The sequence below is a fragment of the Bacillus sp. PSXD-155 genome (genome assembly GCF_049310765.1).
In the GTDB taxonomy this organism is placed as follows: domain Bacteria; phylum Bacillota; class Bacilli; order Bacillales; family Bacillaceae_G; genus Bacillus_A; species Bacillus_A cereus.
Window position 1 is genome coordinate 192,896 of sequence record NZ_JBMOWC010000004.1, and the last position, 21,487, is coordinate 214,382.

Below are 21,487 nucleotides of genomic sequence, written 5' to 3' on the forward strand. Positions count from 1 at the left end.
ACTTTTACTTATAATAATTAAAAATTCGTCCAGATGCGATATCTGCAATTTCTTCTGGAATAAATGTTTTACCTATATCAGTGCCAACATTTAATACAGCTGTAGCATCTTTCTCAATGCTACCAAATAACTCTTTCCCACGTATCGTAATAAGGGGCGTTCCTTCTGGCAACACATCTTTTACAAATTCCATTTGTGTAAAGAACGGAACGATCCATCTACCTTCTCCTTGGAAATGACGCAAACGAAGTATTCCTTCTGTTGCCCCGTCCTCTGCTTCTAGTGAACCAGCAACATAAAACTCAGTAGATAAGAGCAATTCATAAAATTCCTTTTGCTTCTGTTTATCATCCCCTGCTACAACAAGTACCTCTTCTAATTTCTTTACTGAAATTTGCTCCATATGATGCCACCCCTATTTTCAAAATGATTGTACTTAGATTATACGAAATATTCTTATTTTTTTCTACATAATTCGCAATTATTTTCTTAAAATAATTTTAACACTTCTTTTGTCGTCACAATCGTAGCAAACTCTTCATGTAAATTTACAAGTGTCATATTGTGAATATCTTCTGCACTATACTCTTTACCATCTAAACCTATACGGTTAAAAGTAGCCGTTGCATCACTCACTAAATATGTTGTAAATCCTAAATTCCCTGCCATTCGTGTCGTAGTTTCCACGCAATGATTTGTCGTTAATCCTACAACCACTACTGCATTACATTTGTTCTTTCTTAATTGCTCTTCTAAATTTGTCCCAATGAACGCGCTGTTAACGAATTTCTGAATAACCACTTCACCAAGTAGTGGTTGCACTTCTTCTTTAAAGTTTACCATTTCCGCTCTCTCATAAAACATTGACTGAGCATTTTCTTTATTTACATGTTGAATATGAAAAACTGGTCGTTCCCTTTTTCTCCATTCTTCTAACAAAATTCTCATGTTTTCTTCAGCAAAAATATTATTTCTCTCGCCCCAATCTGGTAATTGAAATGCCTTTTGTACATCGATTATGATAAGTGCTATTTGATTTGTCATCATTTCCCCCTTAATTTGGCTGTAATTGAAATAGAAAACCAAGTTGTTGTGACGCAGTAATAAAGCAAACATAGGCGCAAAGCTCTACAATTTCTTTTTCTGTCCAATATTGTTTTAATACGTGAAACATAGTATCATCTATTGCTTTTCGGTTATGAACAAATGTATGCGCAAAAGTAACGGCTACACCAATCTCCTCTGCCTTTTGCACATCATCAGGTCTTCCCTTTGCCATACAGTACGGACATTCATTCCCATACGCTAATGTTCTTCTCACTTGCTCCTTCAACTCTGCTGAAAGAGTTCCTTTATTGTACAGTGTATCTTCTAACTTACTCCACGAGTGTAATATATCCGAATTATGCCCTAATAACTTTTGAAACTTTGTATCTCCTACATTTGATAATGAAATTCTCTCCATCATTTTCCCTCCTATTTCCTTCTGTTTTATTGTAAAATAAATAACGTTCACTTTACATTTCATATGAATCTTAATTTATATTTTTCCTTTACAAAAATCATTATTTTACTGGAGGTATATTTACAAATGCAACTAGACCGTGTTGATCGAAAAATTTTAAATGAATTATATAATGATAGTCGCCTTTCTATGCGTGAATTGGCGAAACGAGTAAACTTATCTGCTCCGTCTACTGCAGAACGTGTTCGTAAACTTGAAAGTGAAGGCGTTATTCAAAAATATACAATCGATATCGACTATAAAAAAGCAGGACTAGTTTTAGATTGTATTTTAGAAATCACTTTAAAAAATGGTGATACAACACGTATGCAACAGTTTATTCAGTCTTATCCATCTGCAAGTTTTTGTTACCGAGTGACAGGAAGCTTATGCTACATTGTAAAAATTTCTGTTCCTTCACTCGTTGAACTTGAAGAATTTATCAATGATGTTTCTTCATATGCAACGACAGTTTCTCATATCGTATTATCAGAAGTATCTCTTACTCCTGATATAGAACATATCTTCCCAGAAGATTAATTTATTTTTATTCATAAATTATAAAAAAACCCCTTACAATAAGAATAAAAATAATATATTATGTATTAAAATACATAAAATTCGAGAAAGGGGCTTTACATTGAAAATCTGGTTTTATGAAAAAACGGCACAATTAGATGACTTGCTTGGTATTTGGGACAATGTTCCGACCATCCCGCGAATTGGTGAAAAAGTGGAGATTTTAAAGACAGTCCGCACTGTTACAGATATTAAATATGTAAAGAATGGTAATAATTTTCGTGTAGAAATTATTACAAATTAAAAAGTAGCTCCTAAGAGCTACTTTTTAATTATCTATTATGTGCTTTCTTTATAACGATTTTATCTTCTTCTACAGCTACTGTTACATAATCATTTTCTTCTAACCGAAGCTTATTTACAGCCTCATCTGGTAACTCTATGGCCATCAATCTATCGGTTACAATCACTTGACTATACACTTCATTTTCTTGTGATGAATTCACTACTTTTTGCTCATTTATAAAACGTACTGGTGGCACGCCAACTTCTTTTACTGTACGCCATTGTTTCCAAACATACGGAATTAACCATAGTAATCCAACAACTGTAAGACCGATACCAATCCATAAATTACTTTGCGCTTGTAATTCAGTAATTGAGATTGTACCACTTTCTTCTCCACCGAAAAATTGCATACTTGTTGCAATCAAATTATTTAGAGCGTGCACAGCTATATTCGTCCATATATTTTTTGTCTTTATGTATAAAAGACACATAACGACACCAAACATGAACGCACCAATAACATCAAAATGTCCTAGGCCAAAAATAATTGAAGATATAATTACAGCTTTTTTAATTCCCCATTTATGAGCCATCCGCTGTAAGAAAAATCCCCTAAAAATAACCTCTTCCATAATAGGTGCTAACACACATGCTGAAATGAAAGTAAATATCGTCATATATACGTTACTCGTATTAATAACATTTCCGTCTTCTAGCATAGTAACTAAGAAATTCGGTAACGTATGTGCTAATATGTAAAATTGAATCTGAGATATGCCAACTGAAAAAATCATCCCCATTATCGTTGCTAATACAATTAATCCCCAAGATAAACGCCCTGGCTTATCAAAAAAACTGTTAAATACAATATTATTTTTATTTGTTTTTACGTATAGCCAAAGTAACGGAAATACAAAAAATACAGTTATTTGTGAAATAACCTCCATCGTATTCTCAGAAACATTTGCTAGACCTAATGGTATCATTATAAGGAACACCCCTATAATCATCCATCCAAAAAAGCTACGTAGCCTTATACGTGAAAATGCATAGTGCATATAGAACACCCCCAAAGATAGTAAAAATAAAATAAAACTTTAATCAGTACTTTATAGGCAATCCTTTCCCTATAAATAGCAGGATAACTAAATTATAATATGAATATAGTTGAAATCCTTCCTATTTTTCTCAAATCATTTCAAACAGCATAGCTCTTAAAATACCATATCGCTGTTCTTCAAGTTGCAATCCAAGTGAAATTTATGTAATAAAAATCCCCGTTTTTACAAGCGGGGATTTCTTTTATTATAATACGTCACGTTTTTGGAATAATGCACTTGATGCTACAAGTAACACAACATAGTATGCAGCTACAAGTAATAATGAAGTTGTAAACGTAAATTCTGTAAATGTTGGTTCCATTCCACCATTGATTAATTTATTACTATCGTAAGCTCTTAAATCCAAATGGTTGAATACTACAAACTTCGCTACACCTTTTGCAAACATTATTAATACCATGTTAATTGCACCTTGTAAGAAGAATAGGAACATCGTAATAATTAATGGTAATACAGACTTTCTAAAGACATTTGCTAGGAAAAATGCAAGTGTTGCAAAAAAGAATGGTGAAAGTAGTTGATATAAAGTGGACTTCATTACGATTCCTAACGTTAATTCTGTTTTACTACCATCCATTACAATACCGCCAATAATCATTGCAATTAGCATACCAGCTAATACGATAAATAACATTGCTAATAACACTGTAATATATTTAGAAAATAAAACTGCAAGTCTTTTTCTTGGACGGATTAACAATTGTTTAATTGTACCTTTTTGGAACTCATCAGTAAGAGTACGGGCAGCAAGTGTAATCCCAAAAATCGTTGTAAATAAAACAATTAAGCCAATCTCTGAGTTTGCATAATCTAAATATGATCCCTTAAACTCATCACCTTTTCCCCACTTCAACATTGCTAAAGTACCTAAAATTTCGAGTGCCGCAATGACACCAATTAAAATATACATACCTTTTTTCGCATGCAACTTTAAAAATTCATTTTGAATTAATTTAAACATTACGCTTTCACTCCCCCAGTAATCGCTAAGAACTCATCCTCTAACGTTTTATTTTGAACAGTAACTCCGTATACAAGCACATCAGCATGAACAAGTTTTTTTACAAGTTGCGGAATGTTGTCTTTTGTTACAGATGCTACAATTACATTCCCTTTTGCTTTACCTTTAATGATTTCATTTGCTTTCTGAACTTCATCTACTTCAAACGCTACAACGACTGCCTCATCATGTTTCACTTTTTTATGTAAGTTGTACTCTTGTACAAACTCACCTTGTTTAATAATAACAACGCGATTACACATTAATTCAATTTCACTCAATAAGTGACTTGATACGATTACAGCAATATTCTCTTCTTTCGCTAAACGTTGTAAATAATCACGAATTTGGCGAATACCAGCTGGATCTAATCCATTTGTCGGCTCATCTAAAATTAAGATTTTCGGCTGATGAAGTAATGCTTGTGCAATTCCTAAACGTTGTTTCATACCAAGTGAATATGTTTTCACCTTTTTATGAATCGCATGCTCTAATTCAACAAGCTTTACAATCTCAGCAATGCGCTCTTTACTAATTGGAGTAATGGCCATGTTCGCAAAATGCTTTAAGTTTTGCATTCCTGTCATATAATCATATAGTTCAGGATTTTCTACAATCGCTCCAATTTGCTCTAGTGCCTTTTCACGCTCCGAGCGAATACTATGTCCACAAATTGTAATATCGCCCTCTGTCATTGAAATAAGACCTGTCATCATACGGATCGTCGTCGTCTTACCGCTACCGTTCGGCCCAAGGAATCCGTATACTTCTCCTTCACGAACCTCAAATGATAAACCACGAATAATTTCCGTTCCACCAATCCTTTTTCGAACATTCTCTAACTTTACTACTACGTTTCCCAATGCTGATTCCTCCTTTAGACTTCTAGTTTTTTATCGATAATATAAGCAATTACATATATTATTAGAGCACTAACCATTACCATGAAACTTATATTAAAAATGTTAAATCCATTTTCTTGAAACATATTAATAAACAGACTCTTGCTTTCACTATGATATTCTACTCTTCGCAATACTTGGAAAGCTGGAGCTAATTTTCCTAGCAAGGTTGTCGCTAAAGTAATCGCTATATTTATTACTAGAAAAATAATAACGATTAGTATATTTTGCGCCTTTTTCTTTTTCGTAAGTAACTTAACTAGAGTAATTACTAATATGATTTGTAACACACTAAACAAAAACTCAAATAAATCGCTTATCGTATATATTAAATTATTAATTATGCCTACTTGCATAATCTCTTTTGCCTCTACATATACAGAAGTCGTAGGAAAAGCTAATATATAACTTACGTAGAAAAGAATTCCACATATCCCATACCATATAGCCATTGCGATAAATGAGAAAATAAGCATAGAAATTACATATTGTTTCCCAGATATTGCTGTAAGTCGTAACATTGGATTAGTTAGTAAGCGTGAATATGATTTCATTGTTTGTATAAACATATAAACAATATAAAAGAAAAATATAATCATAATGATTCCAAATATACCCTCTTGTCTACTGATAGCTGCATCACTTTTTCTTACAATTATTTGTGAAAATAACACAGCTTCAATTAGCACAAAGAATAAAAAAGTAACAATATATCTTTTCTTATTTACATTCCATAAATAGGAAAGTACTGACTTCACTTACTAAACACCTCCTTAAACAATTCATGAACTGCTTTTCCTCTCTGAAAACGAATTTCTTCTACATTTTCATATAGAACCATTTCTCCATCTTTTAAAAAGATCACTTCATCAAAAATATTTTCAATTTCATTTATTAAGTGAGTGGAAATTAATATCGTACAATCTTCTCTATAGAACTGTAGAATTAGATCCAATACATGTTCTCTAGAAAGAGGATCTATCCCGCCCAATGGCTCATCCAGTACGTATAGCTTCGCTTTTCGAGAAAATGTTAAAATGATTTGCAGCTTCTCTATCATACCTTTTGACAATGCTGTAATTTTTTCTTCTAACGGTATTTTAAATTCTGCAATCGTATCTACCGCTTTTTGAATATCGAAGTCTTTATAAAAATCCCGGTAGAAAAATAAAGCGTCTTTTACAGTCATCCAATCATCAAAGACTGGCTTATCGGACATGAATGAAACGATTTCTTTCGTCTGTAATCCTACCTTTTTACCGTCTATTGTGATACTACCTTCAGAAGGGTGTTGCAAGCCTGCAATCATTTTCAATAACGTCGTTTTCCCGCTCCCGTTATCTCCAACAAGCCCAACGATTTTCCCTTCCGTAATCTCTATGTTTAATTCACGGATCACTGCTTTTAATCCGTATCTCTTCCATAAGTTTTCTATTTTTAATAGCTCTGTCATTGGCTCTCCTCCCTCTTATCATGTAATGAAGAACGAAGAATTGTAAGAATTTCTTCTTCTGAAAAACCTAAATTGTCCATTCCATCTATAAAAGAATGAAGTAATTCTTTCGCCATCTCTTTTCGCAGCTCCATAATTTTCTCCCCTTCATTCGTTACATACCGTCCCATTCCTCTACGTGTTACAACAACTCCATCCCGTTCTAGCTCTTGAAATGTACGCTGAATCGTATTTGGATTCACTTGTAATTCACTCGCTAATTCACGGACAGAGGGAATTTTATCACCAGGCAATAAATGTCCTGTTACGATCTCTTTTTTTATGTATTCCATTACCTGAATGTAAATTGGTATATTTGGAGAAAACTCTATTTTCATTTCTTCCCTCCTTTTGTATCGGTGTACTAGTTAAATAATACACTGATACAAAAAGTTTGTAAATACCCATTTAATTACAAAAAATTCTATCCGTTAACCGAATAGAACTTTCCAAACATAAATCGCTATATAGAAATAATAGTGTTATGTAAACAAAATTATAAAGAAAAGCTGTCTTATCAATGAATAAGACAGCTTTTCTTTATAATCCTATATTAAAAGTTAAACACGAAGTCATCGTCAGCTAACTTTTCAACGTTCGTTGCTTTTACGTAACCATTTCCTTTTACAGAGAAGAAATCATGGTTTTTCGTATCTGTACGTAAACCATTTAAAACGATTGGGTTAATTTCTTCTTCTTCAAACTTCGGCTCAAGTCCTAAGTTCATAAGCCCTTTATTCGCATTGTAACGAACGAAACGATTTACATCTTCTACAAGACCGATAGAAGTGTAAATTTCTTCTGTATAGGCCATTTCAATTTCATATAGTTCCATTAATAACTCTTGTGTTTCTTTTTGCACTTCTTGTTGCTCTTCTGCAGAAAGTTCTGCGAAGATTTGTTGTGCTAAAATACCGACGAATACGCCGTGAATTGACTCATCACGAATTATCAAGTTAATAATCTCACCACTTGCTGTTAGTTTTCCTTGACCAGCTAAGTAAAGCGGATAGAAGAATCCACTATAGAATAAATAACTTTCTAAGAACACACTTGCTACCATTGCCATGTATAACTCTTTTTTCGTTACTTCAGGCTTTAACAAACGACGATAGTAACCAGTAATAATACCAGCCTTTTTCTCAAGTAATGGATGAGTATCTACCCATTCAAAAATATCATCAATTTCTTCTTCAGTAGCTAACGTCGTAAAGATATGACTGTAACTCTTCGCATGTACTTCTTCCATAGCTCCCATGAAAGCTAATACACTTTTTGCTTGTAAATTTTCAAGATGAACAAGTACAAGTGGCATCCCTTCGCCGCCTTGTTTCGTATCTAACAGTGTTAAACCACCTAATACACGCTTATAAGCAACCTGCTCTTCTTTTGATAATTGTGCCCAAGTATTTTTGTCAGAAGATACCGCGATTTCTTCTTCTGTCCAAAACTGAGCGATATTTTGCTTCCAAAACATTAAACTAAAATCATCTTCTTTTTTGTTCCAGTTTACCGCACGCATTAAATCGCCCCTTCTCTAAATATGATAACTAAGCATGAGCAGGGTTCAGAAAACCCTGCTCATCATGTCTCACTTTTTATATTAAACGGTACAAGCCACACACTCTTCTACGCTTAATTTACGTGTTCTCGTATAATACAGACTCTTTAAGCCTTTTTTATGTGCATAGATGTAGTAACGTGCTAATTCACGTGTTGAAATATCACTATTAACGTAAAGAATTGTACTAATTCCTTGGTCAATATGTTCTTGAATTTCTGCGATTAAATCAATTAATTTAAACTGATTTATATCGTAAGAAGATTTATAGTACCAGAACGTATCTTTTGATAAATACGGCATTGGATAATATGTTGTCGCGTTCGCATATGTTCTTGATTCGATTTGACTTACGATCGGCATTACGCTTGAAGTTGCATTTTGAACGTAACTGATTGATTGTGTTGGAGCGATAGCAAGACGATATGAGTTGTATAAACCATTCTTCTGCACTTGCTCTTTTAAACTTGTCCAATCTTCTTTTGTTGGAATATGAATTCCTTCAAATAGTTGCTGAACTTTTTCAGTTACTGGGCTGTAATCTGTTGTTTCATACTTTTCGAAGTATGTGCCATTCGCATAATCAGATTTATCGAAGTCTTTAAATGTCTCGCCTTTTTCTGTAGCGATTTCCATACTTTTCTCAATAGAATAGTAATTTAACATCATAAAGAATGTACGAGCGAATTCTTTCGCTTCTGCACTTTCATAAGCGATTTTATTTTTTGCTAAATATCCGTGTAAGTTCATTGCTCCAAGTCCAACTGAATGAAGCTCGTCATTTGCTTTTTTCACAGTTGGTGCATTCGGAATAATCGTCATATCAGAAACAGCTGTTAAAGCTTCCATTCCCGCATGAACTGCTTCACGAATTTCTTTATTTTCCATTACGTTTACGATATTTAACGATCCTAAGTTACAGTTAATATCACGACGGATAATGTCATCTGTACCGTAATCATTTATTTCTGAAGTTTCTTGAAGCTGGAAGATTTCTGTACATAAGTTCGACATCTTCACAGTTCCAATATCCTTCAATGGATGTTGATTATTTGCATTTGATTTAAACATTAAGTATGGGTAACCAGACTCAAGCTGAATCATAGCGATTTTAATAAGCATATCACGTGCACTAATATCTAGTGGCTTCTTCTTCACTTTCGGATTGCTCATTAATTCATCGTACATTTCATCAATGTCAATATCATCTAAATGCTTGCCATATTCTTTATAAACCGTATAAGGCGCGAAAACATGGAAAGGTTCGTTTTTCTCAGCAAGCTCAAAGAACTTACTTGGAACGATAATTCCGATTGATAGAGACTGAATACGGCTCTTCTCATCGGCATTTATTTTTTTTGTATCAAGGAATTCAATAATATCCCAATGGAAAATGTTTAAATATACTGCACCGGCACCTTTTCGTTGACCAAGCTGATTCGCATATGAAAACGAATCTTCAAGCAACTTCATAACAGGTACTACGCCACTTGCAGCGTTGTCAATACCTTTAATTTGCTCACCGCGTGCGCGTAGCTTAGATAAGTTTAAAGCTACTCCCCCGCCGATTTTCGATAATTGCATCGCAGTATTAATGTTAAAGCCGATTGAATTTAAGCTATCGTCCATCTCTAACAAGAAACAAGACACCATTTCTCCTCTTCTGCTTCTTCCCGCATTTAAAAAGGTTGGTGTCGCTGGTTGGTAGTTTTGTTTTACAATCATGCTTGCGAATTGTCTTGCCTTCGAAACATCACCGCGTCCTAAGTATAATGAAACAATTGCTACACGATCTTCATAGCTTTCTAAGTATTGTTTTTGATCATTCGTTTTTAACGCATAATCTTTGTAGAACTTAGATGCTGCCATATAAGATTGGAACTCGAAGTTTTCACCATAAGCGATGTTATATACTTCCTCTACTTCCTCCAAGCTATACTCGTCCAGAACGTTGTAATAGTAATCATGTTCTTTCATATACTCCATTCGCTCTGCCACGCTATTAAAAGGAACGGTATTCTCTCTAGCTTCTTCCATAAAGACTTCTAATGCCTCTTTATCTTTATGAAGCTGATAAAAACCGTCCTGCATTTGCGTGATTTCATTATTCAGTTCAATGTGTCGCAATCTCCCGCACCCTTTCCTTAAAATATTCTACATCGTTATTTGTTCCAGATAACTCAAATTTTGATACAATAGGCACTTCATATTTAGTAGAAATCTTGTCAGCACTTGCACCGAACATGTCTCCCCAGTTACGATTGCCGCTTGCAGATACGCCTTTTAATTTTTCATTATTGCGCTCTAAAAAGTCTAAAACACGTTCTGGTACATTGCCAAAACCTGTTGTATACGTAATAAGAATAAAGTCTTCATCTATTACTAGATCTTCATCAATTTGAACGGCCGGCATATTTAATTTGTGAATGAAACGCTTCACGTTTCCTGTCATAGAATCATATGCAACTAACATTTCCGACCCTCCCTCTCAAATCTATATTCTCTATATGTTGTTCTTGATTTCTCTATATATTGTATTACGTTTCAAAATAAGACACAAGATATATGTATAAATTCTTTCTTTTTTTAACTTTTACTTTTCGACATGATAGCCGTTTTTTTTCAATACAATGACTATGAAACAACATTCTAAAACTCATGTCAATAAAGTGCTTTTCAAAAAAGTTGTCAACGAATTTAACCTTATTTTTAAAAAAGTTAACAATATATTTTGTCATAAAACGGTAGATGCTGAAGAAATATATTTCTCCAGCATCACGCAAAAAAGAACAGATATAAAACGATAATCTGCTCTAAAAAACGATTACATTTATCAAATTTACCTTATTAAATATATTATACATATACTTTCGTCTCTCGTTACATACTAAAAGATAACTATTATAGAAAAAGATTATTATTATGGAACTTCAATTTATTTATGAAAAGTTTATTCAGAGTGCTCAATACGCAAAATATCTTTTACAAATATGTGATGTGGATTTTCATCTTTATCAAGCATTGTACATACAGGAGCCTCTTCATCAAAGTATACAATCATTCCTTCTACATACTGATATGTATGTTGAACTTGTACAGTTACTTTAATTTCTATCGCTTCTTCATATGCTCTTTTTATTTTCTGAAGCATTTTTGCTGAACATTTTCGTTTCTCTGGATACATAACCATTCCCATAAATCTATTGCCGGCTCTATCTTTCCACATATAATCCCAATGTGGTAAAATGCCTTGTTTAAAATCGCCCATAATTCCCCTCTCCTTTATCTTTTATTTATCCCACATTAAACGTCCAGTTGGTGAAGGTTACTAATCAGTGAGGGATGCCCTGCTGATCAAAATTCCCCTTTATGAACGTGGCGTTTCTGAATATGTATAAATCACTTGCCCGCCTCGCTGTGCGTTACCAATGAAATGCTTAAAGTCTTCTCTATTTACAACAACTTCTCTGAACGTATAAAATACATCTTTCGTAACAACATACTCCGTTATTTCACCATTTTTCAGCTGATCTAAAATTGTATTTGCTAATTCTTTATCCATGTATTTCACCTCTCTGCAATATTTTATTCTATCGTATATTCTATAGGTCAACAACTGTAAAATTATCCCGCTATTTGCGGGTAGTCCGATTGGTGTTGACTACTAATCAGTCGTGGAATGAACAAAAAATCTTACTGATTAACATTTCACTTTATCTTGTTGTTATGCCATGATTTTATTTTCGTTATTTCGCAAACAATATCGTTTTACTATATGTCCACTAAATATCATATACTAACATAGCTACTTCTCTATATCAAACATTTCGGCATTCAATTATGCAAAGTTCCATACCACTATGCTACAATATACAAATAGAACTAGGAGGGATACTATGATTCGGAAAGCAAAAAAGACAGATGCAATGGCAATAGCTCCTTTATTGTATAATGCTCTGCATGAAATTGCTGAAAAAATCACAGGTAGCACAGTTGAAGCAGAAGTATTACTAGGACTTGAGACATGGTTCTCAAAAGAAAATAACCGTCTGAGCTACGAAAACTGTTTTATTTATGAACAAGACGAGAGTGCAGTTGGAATTATTGTCGCTTATCACGGTAGTGAAGCAACACAGCTTGACGCACCAATTGTACATCACTTAAGAGAATTACATAAAGATGAATCGATTACGTTAGAAAAAGAAGCTGAGCTTGATGAGTATTACATTGATACATTATCAGTTTCAAGTGCACACGGTGGAAAAGGTATTGGTTCTAAATTAATTGAAGCTGCCGAAATCTATGCAACTGAAAAAGGGCATGAAAAAATCGCTTTACTTGTTAATTTAGAAAACACACGCGCCTATTCACTATACGAAAAGTTAGGTTATAAAAAAGATGAAATTGTTATGCTAGTAGGCGAACCTTATGCTCATCTCGTAAAACCATTAAACGTCAAAATTTCTATATCTTAAAAAGAAAGCACACGATTTATATAAATCGTGTGCTTTTATGTTAAATTCGTATTTAATATATTTCCATCCATCGCCTCGTGAAACGTATATGTTGTACATCCCCATGGCTTTCTATGCAAAATAGGAGAACCAGACCATCCCATTGCCCTCAGCTCCGTTCCAATCATCGAATTAAAATAATTATGACCTACAAGAGCAATACTTCCATGTACGAGAGCATAACGATGTAACAGGTAAGCCGCTTGCCTTGCCCTCTCTCTTACTTCCTTATAAGACTCAACATCTTTATGGTAGCCAAGTATCCATAATGTGCGCCCAATGAACATCCATACCTTAATTGTGCATTTCAACCACTTCGGAGCAAAAAAGTATGAAGGAACTTCAGCTTCTCTAAAAAGAGAGTTTTGCATAAAAGATAAAGAATCCGTTAATTCAGCTGCTGATTGTACAGCACGCCTTTGATCACTTGTTAAGACAAATTTCGCTGCTTCAATTGCCTCTATTGTTTCTATCGGCATTTTAGCTTTTTGTATCATTGACTCGGAATCATACTGTTTCATCCATTCGTGAAATGAATTAATTGTCATCGGTTCTCTTATACGACCTAAACAACCATGACGAATAAAAGAAATCTTCATTCTTTTCACTCTCCATTCATCACTTACGAACTCTATTATGCACTAGTTCTAAACATCATACCACGCAAGAAAAGAAAGTCATATACCTTTACATCTCCCCACCACTATCATGCGTTATCGAAGCATGGATACCATCCATCCCATCAAAATATGTACTCGTATCATATTGACGAATCTTTTTTAAATGCATATAAGAAAATAAAAATAAAATTAAAGCTATAACACTCCCCACAAATTCAAACATCATTTTACCGCCTCTAATTTCTCCCACTTCAGCAGGTTATTCTACTTTTTCATTATACCTCGATATAAAGATTCCCGCATTTTTGCTATTTTTTTCAAATAACATGGATTTTCTACATATTTTCTTACAAAAAGTGAATATTTTTCGAATTTTTACTTTGGAAACATTTACAAAGTAGGAAATATGGTTCAAAATAGGAGGAAATAAAAAAACCCAAATTTATTCTTTTTTTGGGAAAACTGTAACAAGGAGAGTTGCTTATGCAGATCGCAGAAACTGGAGATATCATCGAATTTAAAGGTGGAATGCAAGGCCGTGTTCAAAAAGTAAATCAAAACTCTGTTATTGTTGATATAACAATTATGAAGAATTTTAGAGAACTAGATATGGAACCTCTTACAGTTGTAAGTCATAAAAACTATACTGTCATTAATCAAAATGCATAATATAATAGAAAGAAAGGGCCTGTATAGTATACAGGCCCTTTCTTTCTATTAACGATTATCAATTGTTTCCGGATATAGATCGTGGTTCATCATGCGGTAGTCAGCCATTTGTTCATACTTCGTCCCTGGGCGACCGTAGTTGCAGTATGGATCAATTGAAATGCCACCACGTGGTGTGAATTTCCCCCATACCTCAATGTAACGTGGATCCATTAATTTAATTAAATCGTTCATAATAACGTTCATGCAATCTTCGTGGAAATCACCATGATTGCGGAAACTAAATAAATACAACTTTAAAGATTTACTCTCTACCATTTTTTGCTCTGGAATATAGCTAATATAAATTGTTGCAAAATCTGGTTGTCCTGTTTTCGGACATAAACTTGTAAATTCAGGACAATTGAATTTTACAAAATAATCACGGTTTGGATGATTATTATCAAATACCTCTAATATTTCTGGGCTATATTCAAATAAATATTTTGTATTTTGATTTCCTAATAATGTTACATCTTTTAAATCTTCATCTAATCTTCCAGTCATTTTAAACATCCCTTCTCGTTATACGCCGCGTTTATTTCCCCATACTAACGCATGAAGCTGAGGCAATACTTTTGCATCATTCATCTCTTTACAATTTACAGCTTTATCAATCAGCCACTCATACTTATCTAATAATTTTTTAATAAGCATCGCATCATCCACTGTTTTTGTATCATCGTTTCCTACTTGCAGGAAAAATGGTACACCTGGATAACGTTCGTGCATCTTAACTGCATATTCAAAATCATGATCATCGAATACTACTACTTTTAAACTAATATCTTTTCCTGCTAGTTTCTGAATAATAGCATCTAACTTCTGAAAATCTGTTTTCATCGTCGAACTTGGTGGTTTTGGAGAAATTGTTACCTCATCAATTTGAAGTAACCAATCTTGCCATTTACTCCCTTGCGTTTCAATTGCCGTTCGCATTCCATTTTCTTTTAATATTGAAAGAAGAAACTCAATATTTTTCAGTAATGCCGGATTTCCACCTGAAATCGTAACATGAGAAAAATTTTCTCCTCCAATTGCAACAAGCTCATCCCAAATATCTTCTGGTGTCATCTGTCTAATTTGATCTTTAGCTGATCCATCCCACGTAAAAGCAGAATCACACCAAGCACAGCTATAATCACAACCAGCTGTACGGATAAACATTGTCTTTTGCCCTACAACCATTCCTTCACCTTGAATAGTCGGACCGAATATTTCTAAGACAGGGATTTTACTCATCAAGCATCCACTCCCGTCTTACTTCCGCATAACTAGTCGGCGTCTCAAATAGACGAACAAATTCAACGCGAGCTCCTTTATATTCGTTCACTCGATTCTCTTTTGTTAGTGCTTCTGCCATCTTTTCATAAATCCAAACGACCATATTTTCAGCAGTCGTATTCATTGCAGGTAACGTTTCGTTTAAATAACGATGATCTAAATAAATTTCGATTTCATTCTTCCAAATTTCTTTTATATCTCCAAAGTCAATTGCAAGACCTATTTCATTTACATATCCACTAATTCCAAATACAACTTTATATGTGTGACCATGTAAGTTTTTACATTTCCCTTCATAACAGTGTAAATGGTGTGCTGCATCAAATGTAAATTCCTTGCTGACCATTACTCTTTTATTATGGTATTTGAGTTGTTTACGCTGAATATCCTTGTCCATTTTTTGCAAATTCTCTACGATGCGAAATCCAAAAAAGTTATCCATTAGTTGTTCGCTCCTTCGCGTTCCTGTAGGTACGTATCTAATCCTGCTTTACGAAGTTGACATGCTGGACATTCACCGCAACCATCACCAATGATTCCGTTATAACATGTTAATGTTTTTTCCCGAACAAACTCAAATGCTCCAAGTTCATCTGATAATTTCCATGTTTCAGCTTTATCAATCCACATAAGTGGCGTGTGAATGACAAACGGGTAATCCATAGATAAATTTAAAGTAACGTTTAACGATTTCACAAACACGTCACGGCAGTCTGGATAACCACTGAAATCAGTTTCACATACACCTGTTACAATATGACGTGCTCCAACTTGTTTTGCTAATACAGCAGCAAATGATAGGAAGAGTAAATTTCGTCCATCTACAAATGTCGATGGCAATTCACCTTCTTCATGTGTAATCTCCATATCCGTTCTCGTTAACGCATTTGGAGCAAGTTGATTTAATAGACTCATATCTAGTACCGTATGCTTTATTCCTAGCTCTTTTGCAATTTCCGCTGCACAATCAATTTCTAGCTTATGACGTTGATTGTAATTAAATGTTACAGCTTCTACCTCTGCAAACTGCTCTATTGCCCAAAATAAACATGTCGTACTATCTTGTCCTCCACTAAAAACAACAACTGCTTTTTCTTTTTTCATTTCACTCATTCTCCTTCTCTACTATAAATAAGAAGAAAGAACGTTCTTGAACTGTCACAATAAAAAAACAAAACAATACCTAAGGATATTGTTGTTTCCATAGTTTTTTATAGAGGGAGTTCGCGAACCTCTCCCGCGCGGTGCACGGAATTTCTTCTTTCATTGACACAGCTTATTGTAACATATTGTATACTAGCGTAAAAATTTCTGATTTTTCCGCTATTTATCATTTCATTTCTTTCATTTTATAGTATGATTAATTTAATATAAGAAGAGAGGAGGCATCCCACTGAAATCCTTTATTATTTATCTCTTTTTAAATATATTATTCATCCTGATTACAATGCTCGTATATCATTTATTTTGGAATCAAAAAGGGAAACGCTCTCCTAAATTAAATTCAGCTATATTCATTGTACTCTGTTGCCTCGCTACCGTACTCTGTATTACATTTGCAGCAAAAACAAATAATGGTTTTCAATTTGATATGCGCCATATTGTATTAATTGTCGGTACATTAACGGGAGGGCCTATTGCTGGTGGTTCTATCTTAGTTGTATTAAACATATATCGCTTATTATTAGGTGGGATCGGTGTTTTCCCATCTCTTATCGGTTCTGTTCTTCTATTTATTGTTCTACTATTAACATATAAATTTTTCAATCGAACTTCTAATCGTATAAAAATAACACTTGCTATTATCTACAGTCTCACATACGGATTTAGTTGGATACCCTTCTTCCTTTCAAAGGTTACAAATAAGACTGATTATATACCGCATATTATTGTGTATGAGTTATGTTCAATGCTTGGTACGATTCTAATTTTATATTTACTACACATATTACAAACTCAAGTTCGTCTCCAAAACGAACTTATAAATGCTGAAAAATTTCATTTAATTGGTGAAATGGCAGCGTCTATCTCTCATGAAATTCGCAATCCATTAACTTCAACAAAAGGGTTTTTACAACTGTTACAATCAGATACATGCACTGAGCAGGAACGAAAATTATATATCGACATTGCCATTAACGGCATTGAACAAGCAAATCATGTTCTTACAGATTATTTAACCTTTGCTAAACCAAGCATTGAAAAAGAACAAACATTACAGTTAGAAGAAGAATTACTACATGCATTGTCGTTAATTACACCGCTTGCTAATTTAACAAATGTACGTACTCATTATATAAAGCAAAGCACTTCTTTTTTTATCGCTGGAGAAAAGCAAAAACTAAATCAATGTTTATTAAATATTTTAAAAAATTGCATTGAGGCTATGCCAAAAGGCGGTGATCTTTATTTCACATTAGTTCCTGATCATAAGCATATTCAGTTATATATAAAAGATACAGGAGTCGGTATGGATTCAGAACAAGTAAAACGTCTTGGCTCGCCTTTCTATTCAACGAAAGAAAAAGGCACTGGACTTGGAATGATGGTCGTATTCAGTGTTGTTCAAGCTATGAATGGAAAAATTGATATTATAAGTGAAAAAGGAATCGGTACAACCTTTTTATTAACTTTTCCACTCATACAAAAAACGTGATGAAATAATCATCACGTTTTTTCTGTTCCTTCAACTAATTCAGCAAAAGCTTTCACTTTTCCGTGCGGTTGTTGATTTTCTTTACGCGCTTTCCAGGCGCGCTCTTCTTCTCGCTTCTTCTTAGACATATTTTTTCAACTCCTTCTTTTCTTTCTCCATGTAGTATTCCAAAATAAGAAAGAAAACTATGCACGTATCAAAAAAAGAAGTGGTTTCCCACTTCTTCCACTTTAGCGCTGCAAAATTGCATGTTTCGCCTCTTTTAATTGCGTAAGATGTCTTTGTTCATGCAAATCAAGAAATTGAACCCATTGATACAAATTCAGATCATTAAAAACAGGATGCTTTAATCCATTTTCAAATAGATCTTTTTCATCTATAACACTATGAAGCGCATGTAATAGTTCTTGTCGTGAATGTTCTAGTAATTGAATTCCTTGCTGTTTTTTCATTAAAGTTTCTGTTGGTTGCATTTGCTGAGGAGCTTCTCGTTTATGTGTGCGATCAAGCGTAAGTTGGAGGTCTTTAAATGGAGTCATGTTTCTTTCATTTTTTTGTAAAGCATATACAAGGGCAGACGTGACAGATTGTTCAACTAAATGCAAGTGGTGTAAAATTTGAATAATACTCCATTTATCACGGCGTGGCTTTACATTCACTTCTGTATCATTTAACATTTCAATTTCTGATAATAGCGTGCTTCGAGTAGACTGTAATGAGCTTACTAAACTTTCTAAACTCACATCCATATTAGATTGAAGCATACTTCTTTCCCCCCTTTTTGTTGGTGAAAAGAGGTGCTCCTTATTAGAAACACCTCTTTAGTATTCTGAATTTTCTTTTATTATCTCATCATTTTCCCATTATGTCGATGTTAAACATGTGAAAAAAAGCGCATGTTTTTTACAATTTTGTGTCGTCAATCGCATGTAACCATGCTTCAATTTCTGTAATAACACTTTTCACACAGCCTTCAGCAAATGGTGATGTTAAATTTGCAACTTCTACTAATTCTAAGAACGATTTACTTCCACCTTGTTGGCACAGATTCACATAATCTTCCCATGCCTCTTGTCTATTATCTCTTGCACGTTTCCAAAATTGTAGCGCACAAATTTGAGCAAGCGTGTAATCAATATAATAGAAAGGTGAGCTATAAATATGCCCTTGACGTTGCCAAAAACCACCGCGCTCTAAATAATCATTATCCTCATAATCACGATGCGGTAAATATTTCTTCTCTATGTTACGCCATGCTGTCTTACGCTCTTCAGGTGATGCTTCAGGATTTTCATATACATAATGTTGATATTCATCAACAGATACACCATAAGGTAAAAACAGAAGTGCTGAACTTAAGTGAGAGAAGTAATATTTATCTGCATCTTCTTCAAAGAATAGCTTCATCCATGGCCATGTAAAGAATTCCATACTCATAGAGTGGATTTCACATGCCTCATATGTTGGCCAATTATATTCTGGAATTTCAAATTTACGACTTTCATATACTTGGAAAGCATGACCTGCTTCATGTGTTAATACATCAATGTCACCAGATGTTCCATTAAAGTTTGAGAAAATAAACGGCGCTTTATAATTCTCAATATATGTACAATATCCGCCACCAGCTTTTCCTTTTTTCGCAACTAAATCTAATAAATCGTTATCTAGCATGAAATTGAAAAATTCATCTGTTTCAGCCGATAACTCTTTATACATGGTCTTTCCATGATCAACAATCCAATCCGCATCTCCTTTTGGAGTTGGGTTACCTGTAGCAAACTCAAAGTTTTCGTCGTAATAAGCTAACTTCTCTACACCGATACGTGCTTGTTGTCGCTTTCTTAATTCCGTTGTAACGGGAACGATATAATCCAGCACTTGCTGACGGTAATTAGCCACCATCTCCGCATTATAATCTGTACGGTACATTCTTGCATATCCAAGTTCAACAAAGGTTTTGAAACCTAAAGATTTTGCGATTTTCGTTCTCACTTTAACAAGCTCATCATAAATACGATCTAGTTCTTCCTCATTTCCAGCTAAAAATCCGTAGTATGCTTCACTTGCTGCTTTACGTTCGCTTCTTTCTTTTCCTTGCATAAACGGAATCAATTGCGATAACGTTCTTTCTTCTCCAGCAAAGTCAATTTTTGCGGATGCTAATAACTGTGTATATTGCGACGATAATTTATTTTCTAATTGTAAATCTTTCACGACTTCATCTGAATATGTTTTTAAATCACATTCTGCTAGAGCAAATAATTGTTTTCCATAATACGCCTCTAATTCTTCACGAGATGGAGAATTAATAAGTGCCTTATAATATTTTGTACCATATCCTTGTACAACTGGAGAGAATTCATCAAAGAAATCCTGCTCCTCCTTATAAAAAGTATCCGTCGTATCAACAGAATGGCGAATGTAACAAAGGTTTCCCATTGTACCAAAATCGTTGCGAATTTCATTAATTGAATGAATGACTTGTTTTTGTTCTTCTACAGTTTTTGCGTTATCAAACTTCTCTAAAGCAACAGTAAATTTCTCTTTTAACTCTTCAATATTTGGGCGTTTATATTCATAGTCTTTAAATGACATGAACGAGCCTCCTCTCCATTACATACCTTTATTATAATTCAATACGTATTCTCGAATTCCCTCTTAATTTTCAACAAAATTCGGCAGTGACTACTCTGAGTTCATTGCAAATAAAAAAGCCCTGGATTTATTTATCCAAAGCTCCTTTGGAACATATTATTATTTTTCATACTTCCCAATTTTTTTTAATAGATCAAGTAATTCATCTTTTTCATCTTTCGTTAACATTTCAAAAGACTGATGTATAACTTTCTCATGCCCCGGAAAAATAGAAGCAATAAAGTTCTCGCCAGACTCAGTTAATTGCGCGTAAATAACACGTCTGTCATTCGGACATGGGATTCTCTTTACTAATCCCTTTTTCTCCAGCTTATCTACAACATATGTAATGCTGCCACTGGCTATTAAAATGCGCTCACCAATTTGCTGGAGTGGTTGACCGCCTTTATGATATAGCAGTTCTAATACAGCAAATTCAGTTGGATTTAATCCGTTACTTTGTATAGATTTATTTGTAGTATCCATAACAGAACGATGTACACGAGATAATGCAATAAATACTTTTAAAGATTGAGAAATATCTTCTCGTTCATTATTTGATGTCATACAACTTTCAACCCTTCACTTAAATTCTCACCAATAAAAAGAAAATGCCACTTCATACTTCATGTGAATTCCGAATGAGCATTCACTCATCCATTTCCTCTCCCCCTAATATAT

Annotated in this window: 29 protein-coding genes and 1 riboswitch; of the genes, 5 read left to right on the forward strand and 24 right to left on the reverse strand. The window is 34.0% G+C overall.

Annotation, left to right across the window (positions count from 1 at the left end):
* Positions 1-4 precede the first annotated feature (4 nt).
* The 3 genes from ACO6VI_RS05695 to ACO6VI_RS05705 all read right to left on the reverse strand — a co-directional run bounded on the left by ACO6VI_RS05695 (position 5) and on the right by ACO6VI_RS05705 (position 1,468).
* The gene (locus tag ACO6VI_RS05695; protein WP_063546914.1) at positions 5-403 is read right to left on the reverse strand and encodes an SseB family protein; all 399 of its coding nucleotides are present in this window, start codon (positions 401-403) and stop codon (positions 5-7) included.
* Positions 404-489: 86 nt separating this feature from the next.
* Complete coding sequence (locus tag ACO6VI_RS05700; protein WP_063546913.1) at positions 490-1,044, reverse strand: cysteine hydrolase family protein; 555 nt, start codon at positions 1,042-1,044, stop codon at positions 490-492.
* Between the two features lie 10 nt (positions 1,045-1,054).
* A complete protein-coding gene (locus ACO6VI_RS05705; RefSeq protein ID WP_012593181.1) occupies positions 1,055-1,468 on the reverse strand; it encodes a carboxymuconolactone decarboxylase family protein in 414 nt (137 codons plus the stop codon).
* Between the two features lie 123 nt (positions 1,469-1,591).
* Between ACO6VI_RS05705 and ACO6VI_RS05710 the strand changes: the two genes are divergently transcribed.
* Together ACO6VI_RS05710 and ACO6VI_RS05715 are read left to right on the forward strand one after the other, a co-directional pair.
* Positions 1,592-2,044, forward strand: a complete 453-nt coding sequence (locus tag ACO6VI_RS05710; protein WP_001175498.1) for an Lrp/AsnC family transcriptional regulator — start codon at positions 1,592-1,594, stop codon at positions 2,042-2,044.
* A gap of 100 nt (positions 2,045-2,144) precedes the next feature.
* A complete protein-coding gene (locus tag ACO6VI_RS05715; RefSeq protein WP_000707107.1) occupies positions 2,145-2,327 on the forward strand; it encodes a DUF3913 family protein in 183 nt (60 codons plus the stop codon).
* A 28-nt stretch (positions 2,328-2,355) separates the two neighbouring features.
* Here ACO6VI_RS05715 and ACO6VI_RS05720 read toward each other — a convergent pair whose 3' ends face one another.
* The 11 genes from ACO6VI_RS05720 to ACO6VI_RS05770 all read right to left on the reverse strand — a co-directional run bounded on the left by ACO6VI_RS05720 (position 2,356) and on the right by ACO6VI_RS05770 (position 11,949).
* Positions 2,356-3,369: a CPBP family intramembrane glutamic endopeptidase gene (locus ACO6VI_RS05720; RefSeq protein WP_000558808.1), complete on the reverse strand. Its 1,014-nt coding sequence runs from the start codon at positions 3,367-3,369 to the stop codon at positions 2,356-2,358.
* A 247-nt stretch (positions 3,370-3,616) separates the two neighbouring features.
* The gene (locus ACO6VI_RS05725) at positions 3,617-4,393 is read right to left on the reverse strand and encodes an ABC transporter permease (RefSeq protein ID WP_422423008.1); all 777 of its coding nucleotides are present in this window, start codon (positions 4,391-4,393) and stop codon (positions 3,617-3,619) included.
* Positions 4,393-5,295, reverse strand: coding sequence for an ABC transporter ATP-binding protein (locus ACO6VI_RS05730; protein ID WP_422423009.1), 903 nt, complete (start codon positions 5,293-5,295; stop codon positions 4,393-4,395). Before ACO6VI_RS05730 ends, ACO6VI_RS05725 begins: the two co-directional genes overlap by 1 nt.
* A gap of 14 nt (positions 5,296-5,309) precedes the next feature.
* The gene (locus tag ACO6VI_RS05735) at positions 5,310-6,092 is read right to left on the reverse strand and encodes an ABC transporter permease (protein WP_422423010.1); all 783 of its coding nucleotides are present in this window, start codon (positions 6,090-6,092) and stop codon (positions 5,310-5,312) included.
* Positions 6,089-6,787, reverse strand: coding sequence for an ABC transporter ATP-binding protein (locus tag ACO6VI_RS05740; protein WP_000137747.1), 699 nt, complete (start codon positions 6,785-6,787; stop codon positions 6,089-6,091). Before ACO6VI_RS05740 ends, ACO6VI_RS05735 begins: the two co-directional genes overlap by 4 nt.
* The gene (locus ACO6VI_RS05745) at positions 6,784-7,164 is read right to left on the reverse strand and encodes a GntR family transcriptional regulator (RefSeq protein ID WP_000687503.1); all 381 of its coding nucleotides are present in this window, start codon (positions 7,162-7,164) and stop codon (positions 6,784-6,786) included. Before ACO6VI_RS05745 ends, ACO6VI_RS05740 begins: the two co-directional genes overlap by 4 nt.
* Positions 7,165-7,379: 215 nt before the next feature.
* On the reverse strand, positions 7,380-8,348 hold the full coding sequence (nrdF, locus tag ACO6VI_RS05750; RefSeq protein WP_001203020.1) for a class 1b ribonucleoside-diphosphate reductase subunit beta: 969 nt from the start codon (positions 8,346-8,348) through the stop codon (positions 7,380-7,382).
* A gap of 81 nt (positions 8,349-8,429) precedes the next feature.
* On the reverse strand, positions 8,430-10,514 hold the full coding sequence (gene nrdE, locus ACO6VI_RS05755; RefSeq protein ID WP_001215838.1) for a class 1b ribonucleoside-diphosphate reductase subunit alpha: 2,085 nt from the start codon (positions 10,512-10,514) through the stop codon (positions 8,430-8,432).
* Entirely contained in the window at positions 10,501-10,860 is a 360-nt protein-coding gene (gene nrdI, locus ACO6VI_RS05760) for a class Ib ribonucleoside-diphosphate reductase assembly flavoprotein NrdI (protein WP_000959447.1), read from the reverse strand. The genes nrdE and nrdI overlap by 14 nt, the downstream gene beginning before the upstream one ends.
* 477 nt (positions 10,861-11,337) lie before the next feature.
* Positions 11,338-11,655 carry a hypothetical protein gene (locus ACO6VI_RS05765; protein WP_000502199.1) on the reverse strand — a complete coding sequence of 106 codons (318 nt, stop codon included), beginning with the start codon at positions 11,653-11,655 and terminating at the stop codon, positions 11,338-11,340.
* Positions 11,656-11,754: 99 nt separating this feature from the next.
* On the reverse strand, positions 11,755-11,949 hold the full coding sequence (locus ACO6VI_RS05770; RefSeq protein WP_000356686.1) for a hypothetical protein: 195 nt from the start codon (positions 11,947-11,949) through the stop codon (positions 11,755-11,757).
* Between the two features lie 334 nt (positions 11,950-12,283).
* Between ACO6VI_RS05770 and ACO6VI_RS05775 the strand changes: the two genes are divergently transcribed.
* Positions 12,284-12,862 (forward strand): GNAT family N-acetyltransferase, encoded by a 579-nt coding sequence (locus tag ACO6VI_RS05775; RefSeq protein ID WP_000619547.1) that lies wholly within the window; start codon positions 12,284-12,286, stop codon positions 12,860-12,862.
* 35 nt (positions 12,863-12,897) lie between these two features.
* Here ACO6VI_RS05775 and ACO6VI_RS05780 read toward each other — a convergent pair whose 3' ends face one another.
* Entirely contained in the window at positions 12,898-13,500 is a 603-nt protein-coding gene (locus tag ACO6VI_RS05780; RefSeq protein WP_000703093.1) for a hypothetical protein, read from the reverse strand.
* Between the two features lie 88 nt (positions 13,501-13,588).
* The gene (locus ACO6VI_RS05785; RefSeq protein WP_000461432.1) at positions 13,589-13,744 is read right to left on the reverse strand and encodes a hypothetical protein; all 156 of its coding nucleotides are present in this window, start codon (positions 13,742-13,744) and stop codon (positions 13,589-13,591) included.
* 260 nt (positions 13,745-14,004) lie between these two features.
* On the opposite strand from ACO6VI_RS05785, the gene ACO6VI_RS05790 reads away from it, so the two are divergent.
* A complete protein-coding gene (locus ACO6VI_RS05790) occupies positions 14,005-14,190 on the forward strand; it encodes a YkvS family protein (RefSeq protein WP_001165082.1) in 186 nt (61 codons plus the stop codon).
* Between the two features lie 48 nt (positions 14,191-14,238).
* Here the strand turns inward: ACO6VI_RS05790 and queF are convergent, their stop codons facing one another.
* The 4 genes from queF to queC are packed head-to-tail and all read right to left on the reverse strand — an operon-like array spanning position 14,239 to position 16,617.
* Complete coding sequence (queF, locus tag ACO6VI_RS05795; protein WP_001986050.1) at positions 14,239-14,736, reverse strand: preQ(1) synthase; 498 nt, start codon at positions 14,734-14,736, stop codon at positions 14,239-14,241.
* Between the two features lie 18 nt (positions 14,737-14,754).
* Entirely contained in the window at positions 14,755-15,471 is a 717-nt protein-coding gene (gene queE, locus ACO6VI_RS05800; RefSeq protein ID WP_000036299.1) for a 7-carboxy-7-deazaguanine synthase QueE, read from the reverse strand.
* Positions 15,464-15,955, reverse strand: a complete 492-nt coding sequence (gene queD / locus ACO6VI_RS05805; RefSeq protein ID WP_000368414.1) for a 6-carboxytetrahydropterin synthase QueD — start codon at positions 15,953-15,955, stop codon at positions 15,464-15,466. Before queD ends, queE begins: the two co-directional genes overlap by 8 nt.
* Complete coding sequence (gene queC, locus ACO6VI_RS05810) at positions 15,955-16,617, reverse strand: 7-cyano-7-deazaguanine synthase QueC (RefSeq protein ID WP_000711595.1); 663 nt, start codon at positions 16,615-16,617, stop codon at positions 15,955-15,957. Before queC ends, queD begins: the two co-directional genes overlap by 1 nt.
* Positions 16,618-16,710: 93 nt before the next feature.
* Positions 16,711-16,754, reverse strand: a riboswitch (PreQ1 riboswitch).
* Between the two features lie 206 nt (positions 16,755-16,960).
* Here queC and kinB point away from each other — a divergent pair.
* Positions 16,961-18,169: a sporulation sensor histidine kinase KinB gene (gene kinB, locus ACO6VI_RS05815; RefSeq protein ID WP_000964151.1), complete on the forward strand. Its 1,209-nt coding sequence runs from the start codon at positions 16,961-16,963 to the stop codon at positions 18,167-18,169.
* An 11-nt stretch (positions 18,170-18,180) separates the two neighbouring features.
* Here the strand turns inward: kinB and ACO6VI_RS05820 are convergent, their stop codons facing one another.
* The 4 genes from ACO6VI_RS05820 to ACO6VI_RS05835 all read right to left on the reverse strand — a co-directional run bounded on the left by ACO6VI_RS05820 (position 18,181) and on the right by ACO6VI_RS05835 (position 21,373).
* Complete coding sequence (locus ACO6VI_RS05820) at positions 18,181-18,297, reverse strand: DUF6254 family protein (protein ID WP_000038355.1); 117 nt, start codon at positions 18,295-18,297, stop codon at positions 18,181-18,183.
* A 102-nt stretch (positions 18,298-18,399) separates the two neighbouring features.
* Positions 18,400-18,933 carry a DinB family protein gene (locus tag ACO6VI_RS05825; protein WP_000941977.1) on the reverse strand — a complete coding sequence of 178 codons (534 nt, stop codon included), beginning with the start codon at positions 18,931-18,933 and terminating at the stop codon, positions 18,400-18,402.
* Positions 18,934-19,072: 139 nt separating this feature from the next.
* Positions 19,073-20,767, reverse strand: a complete 1,695-nt coding sequence (locus ACO6VI_RS05830; RefSeq protein WP_422423011.1) for a M3 family oligoendopeptidase — start codon at positions 20,765-20,767, stop codon at positions 19,073-19,075.
* 159 nt (positions 20,768-20,926) lie between these two features.
* On the reverse strand, positions 20,927-21,373 hold the full coding sequence (locus tag ACO6VI_RS05835; protein WP_000203336.1) for a MarR family winged helix-turn-helix transcriptional regulator: 447 nt from the start codon (positions 21,371-21,373) through the stop codon (positions 20,927-20,929).
* Between the last annotated feature and the right edge of the window lie 114 nt (positions 21,374-21,487).

Excerpts from the sequence above, each read along its gene's own strand:
- ACO6VI_RS05830 (WP_422423011.1), bottom strand. The coding sequence starts at position 20,767 with ATGTCATTTAAAGACTATGAATATAAACGCCCAAATATTGAAGAGTTA.
- queC (WP_000711595.1), bottom strand. The coding sequence starts at position 16,617 with ATGAAAAAAGAAAAAGCAGTTGTTGTTTTTAGTGGAGGACAAGATAGT.
- ACO6VI_RS05700 (WP_063546913.1), bottom strand. The coding sequence starts at position 1,044 with ATGACAAATCAAATAGCACTTATCATAATCGATGTACAAAAGGCATTT.
- ACO6VI_RS05740 (WP_000137747.1), bottom strand. The coding sequence starts at position 6,787 with ATGACAGAGCTATTAAAAATAGAAAACTTATGGAAGAGATACGGATTA.
- ACO6VI_RS05770 (WP_000356686.1), bottom strand. The coding sequence starts at position 11,949 with ATGGATAAAGAATTAGCAAATACAATTTTAGATCAGCTGAAAAATGGT.
- ACO6VI_RS05835 (WP_000203336.1), bottom strand. The coding sequence starts at position 21,373 with ATGACATCAAATAATGAACGAGAAGATATTTCTCAATCTTTAAAAGTA.
- ACO6VI_RS05780 (WP_000703093.1), bottom strand. The coding sequence starts at position 13,500 with ATGAAGATTTCTTTTATTCGTCATGGTTGTTTAGGTCGTATAAGAGAA.
- queE (WP_000036299.1), bottom strand. The coding sequence starts at position 15,471 with ATGAGTAAAATCCCTGTCTTAGAAATATTCGGTCCGACTATTCAAGGT.
- ACO6VI_RS05790 (WP_001165082.1), top strand. The coding sequence starts at position 14,005 with ATGCAGATCGCAGAAACTGGAGATATCATCGAATTTAAAGGTGGAATG.
- ACO6VI_RS05695 (WP_063546914.1), bottom strand. The coding sequence starts at position 403 with ATGGAGCAAATTTCAGTAAAGAAATTAGAAGAGGTACTTGTTGTAGCA.
- ACO6VI_RS05785 (WP_000461432.1), bottom strand. The coding sequence starts at position 13,744 with ATGTTTGAATTTGTGGGGAGTGTTATAGCTTTAATTTTATTTTTATTT.
- queF (WP_001986050.1), bottom strand. The coding sequence starts at position 14,736 with ATGACTGGAAGATTAGATGAAGATTTAAAAGATGTAACATTATTAGGA.
- ACO6VI_RS05765 (WP_000502199.1), bottom strand. The coding sequence starts at position 11,655 with ATGGGCGATTTTAAACAAGGCATTTTACCACATTGGGATTATATGTGG.
- ACO6VI_RS05725 (WP_422423008.1), bottom strand. The coding sequence starts at position 4,393 with ATGTTTAAATTAATTCAAAATGAATTTTTAAAGTTGCATGCGAAAAAA.
- ACO6VI_RS05775 (WP_000619547.1), top strand. The coding sequence starts at position 12,284 with ATGATTCGGAAAGCAAAAAAGACAGATGCAATGGCAATAGCTCCTTTA.
- ACO6VI_RS05705 (WP_012593181.1), bottom strand. The coding sequence starts at position 1,468 with ATGATGGAGAGAATTTCATTATCAAATGTAGGAGATACAAAGTTTCAA.
- kinB (WP_000964151.1), top strand. The coding sequence starts at position 16,961 with ATGCTCGTATATCATTTATTTTGGAATCAAAAAGGGAAACGCTCTCCT.
- nrdF (WP_001203020.1), bottom strand. The coding sequence starts at position 8,348 with ATGCGTGCGGTAAACTGGAACAAAAAAGAAGATGATTTTAGTTTAATG.
- ACO6VI_RS05720 (WP_000558808.1), bottom strand. The coding sequence starts at position 3,369 with ATGCACTATGCATTTTCACGTATAAGGCTACGTAGCTTTTTTGGATGG.
- nrdI (WP_000959447.1), bottom strand. The coding sequence starts at position 10,860 with ATGTTAGTTGCATATGATTCTATGACAGGAAACGTGAAGCGTTTCATT.
- ACO6VI_RS05710 (WP_001175498.1), top strand. The coding sequence starts at position 1,592 with ATGCAACTAGACCGTGTTGATCGAAAAATTTTAAATGAATTATATAAT.
- ACO6VI_RS05820 (WP_000038355.1), bottom strand. The coding sequence starts at position 18,297 with ATGTCTAAGAAGAAGCGAGAAGAAGAGCGCGCCTGGAAAGCGCGTAAA.
- ACO6VI_RS05825 (WP_000941977.1), bottom strand. The coding sequence starts at position 18,933 with ATGCTTCAATCTAATATGGATGTGAGTTTAGAAAGTTTAGTAAGCTCA.
- queD (WP_000368414.1), bottom strand. The coding sequence starts at position 15,955 with ATGGATAACTTTTTTGGATTTCGCATCGTAGAGAATTTGCAAAAAATG.
- ACO6VI_RS05745 (WP_000687503.1), bottom strand. The coding sequence starts at position 7,164 with ATGAAAATAGAGTTTTCTCCAAATATACCAATTTACATTCAGGTAATG.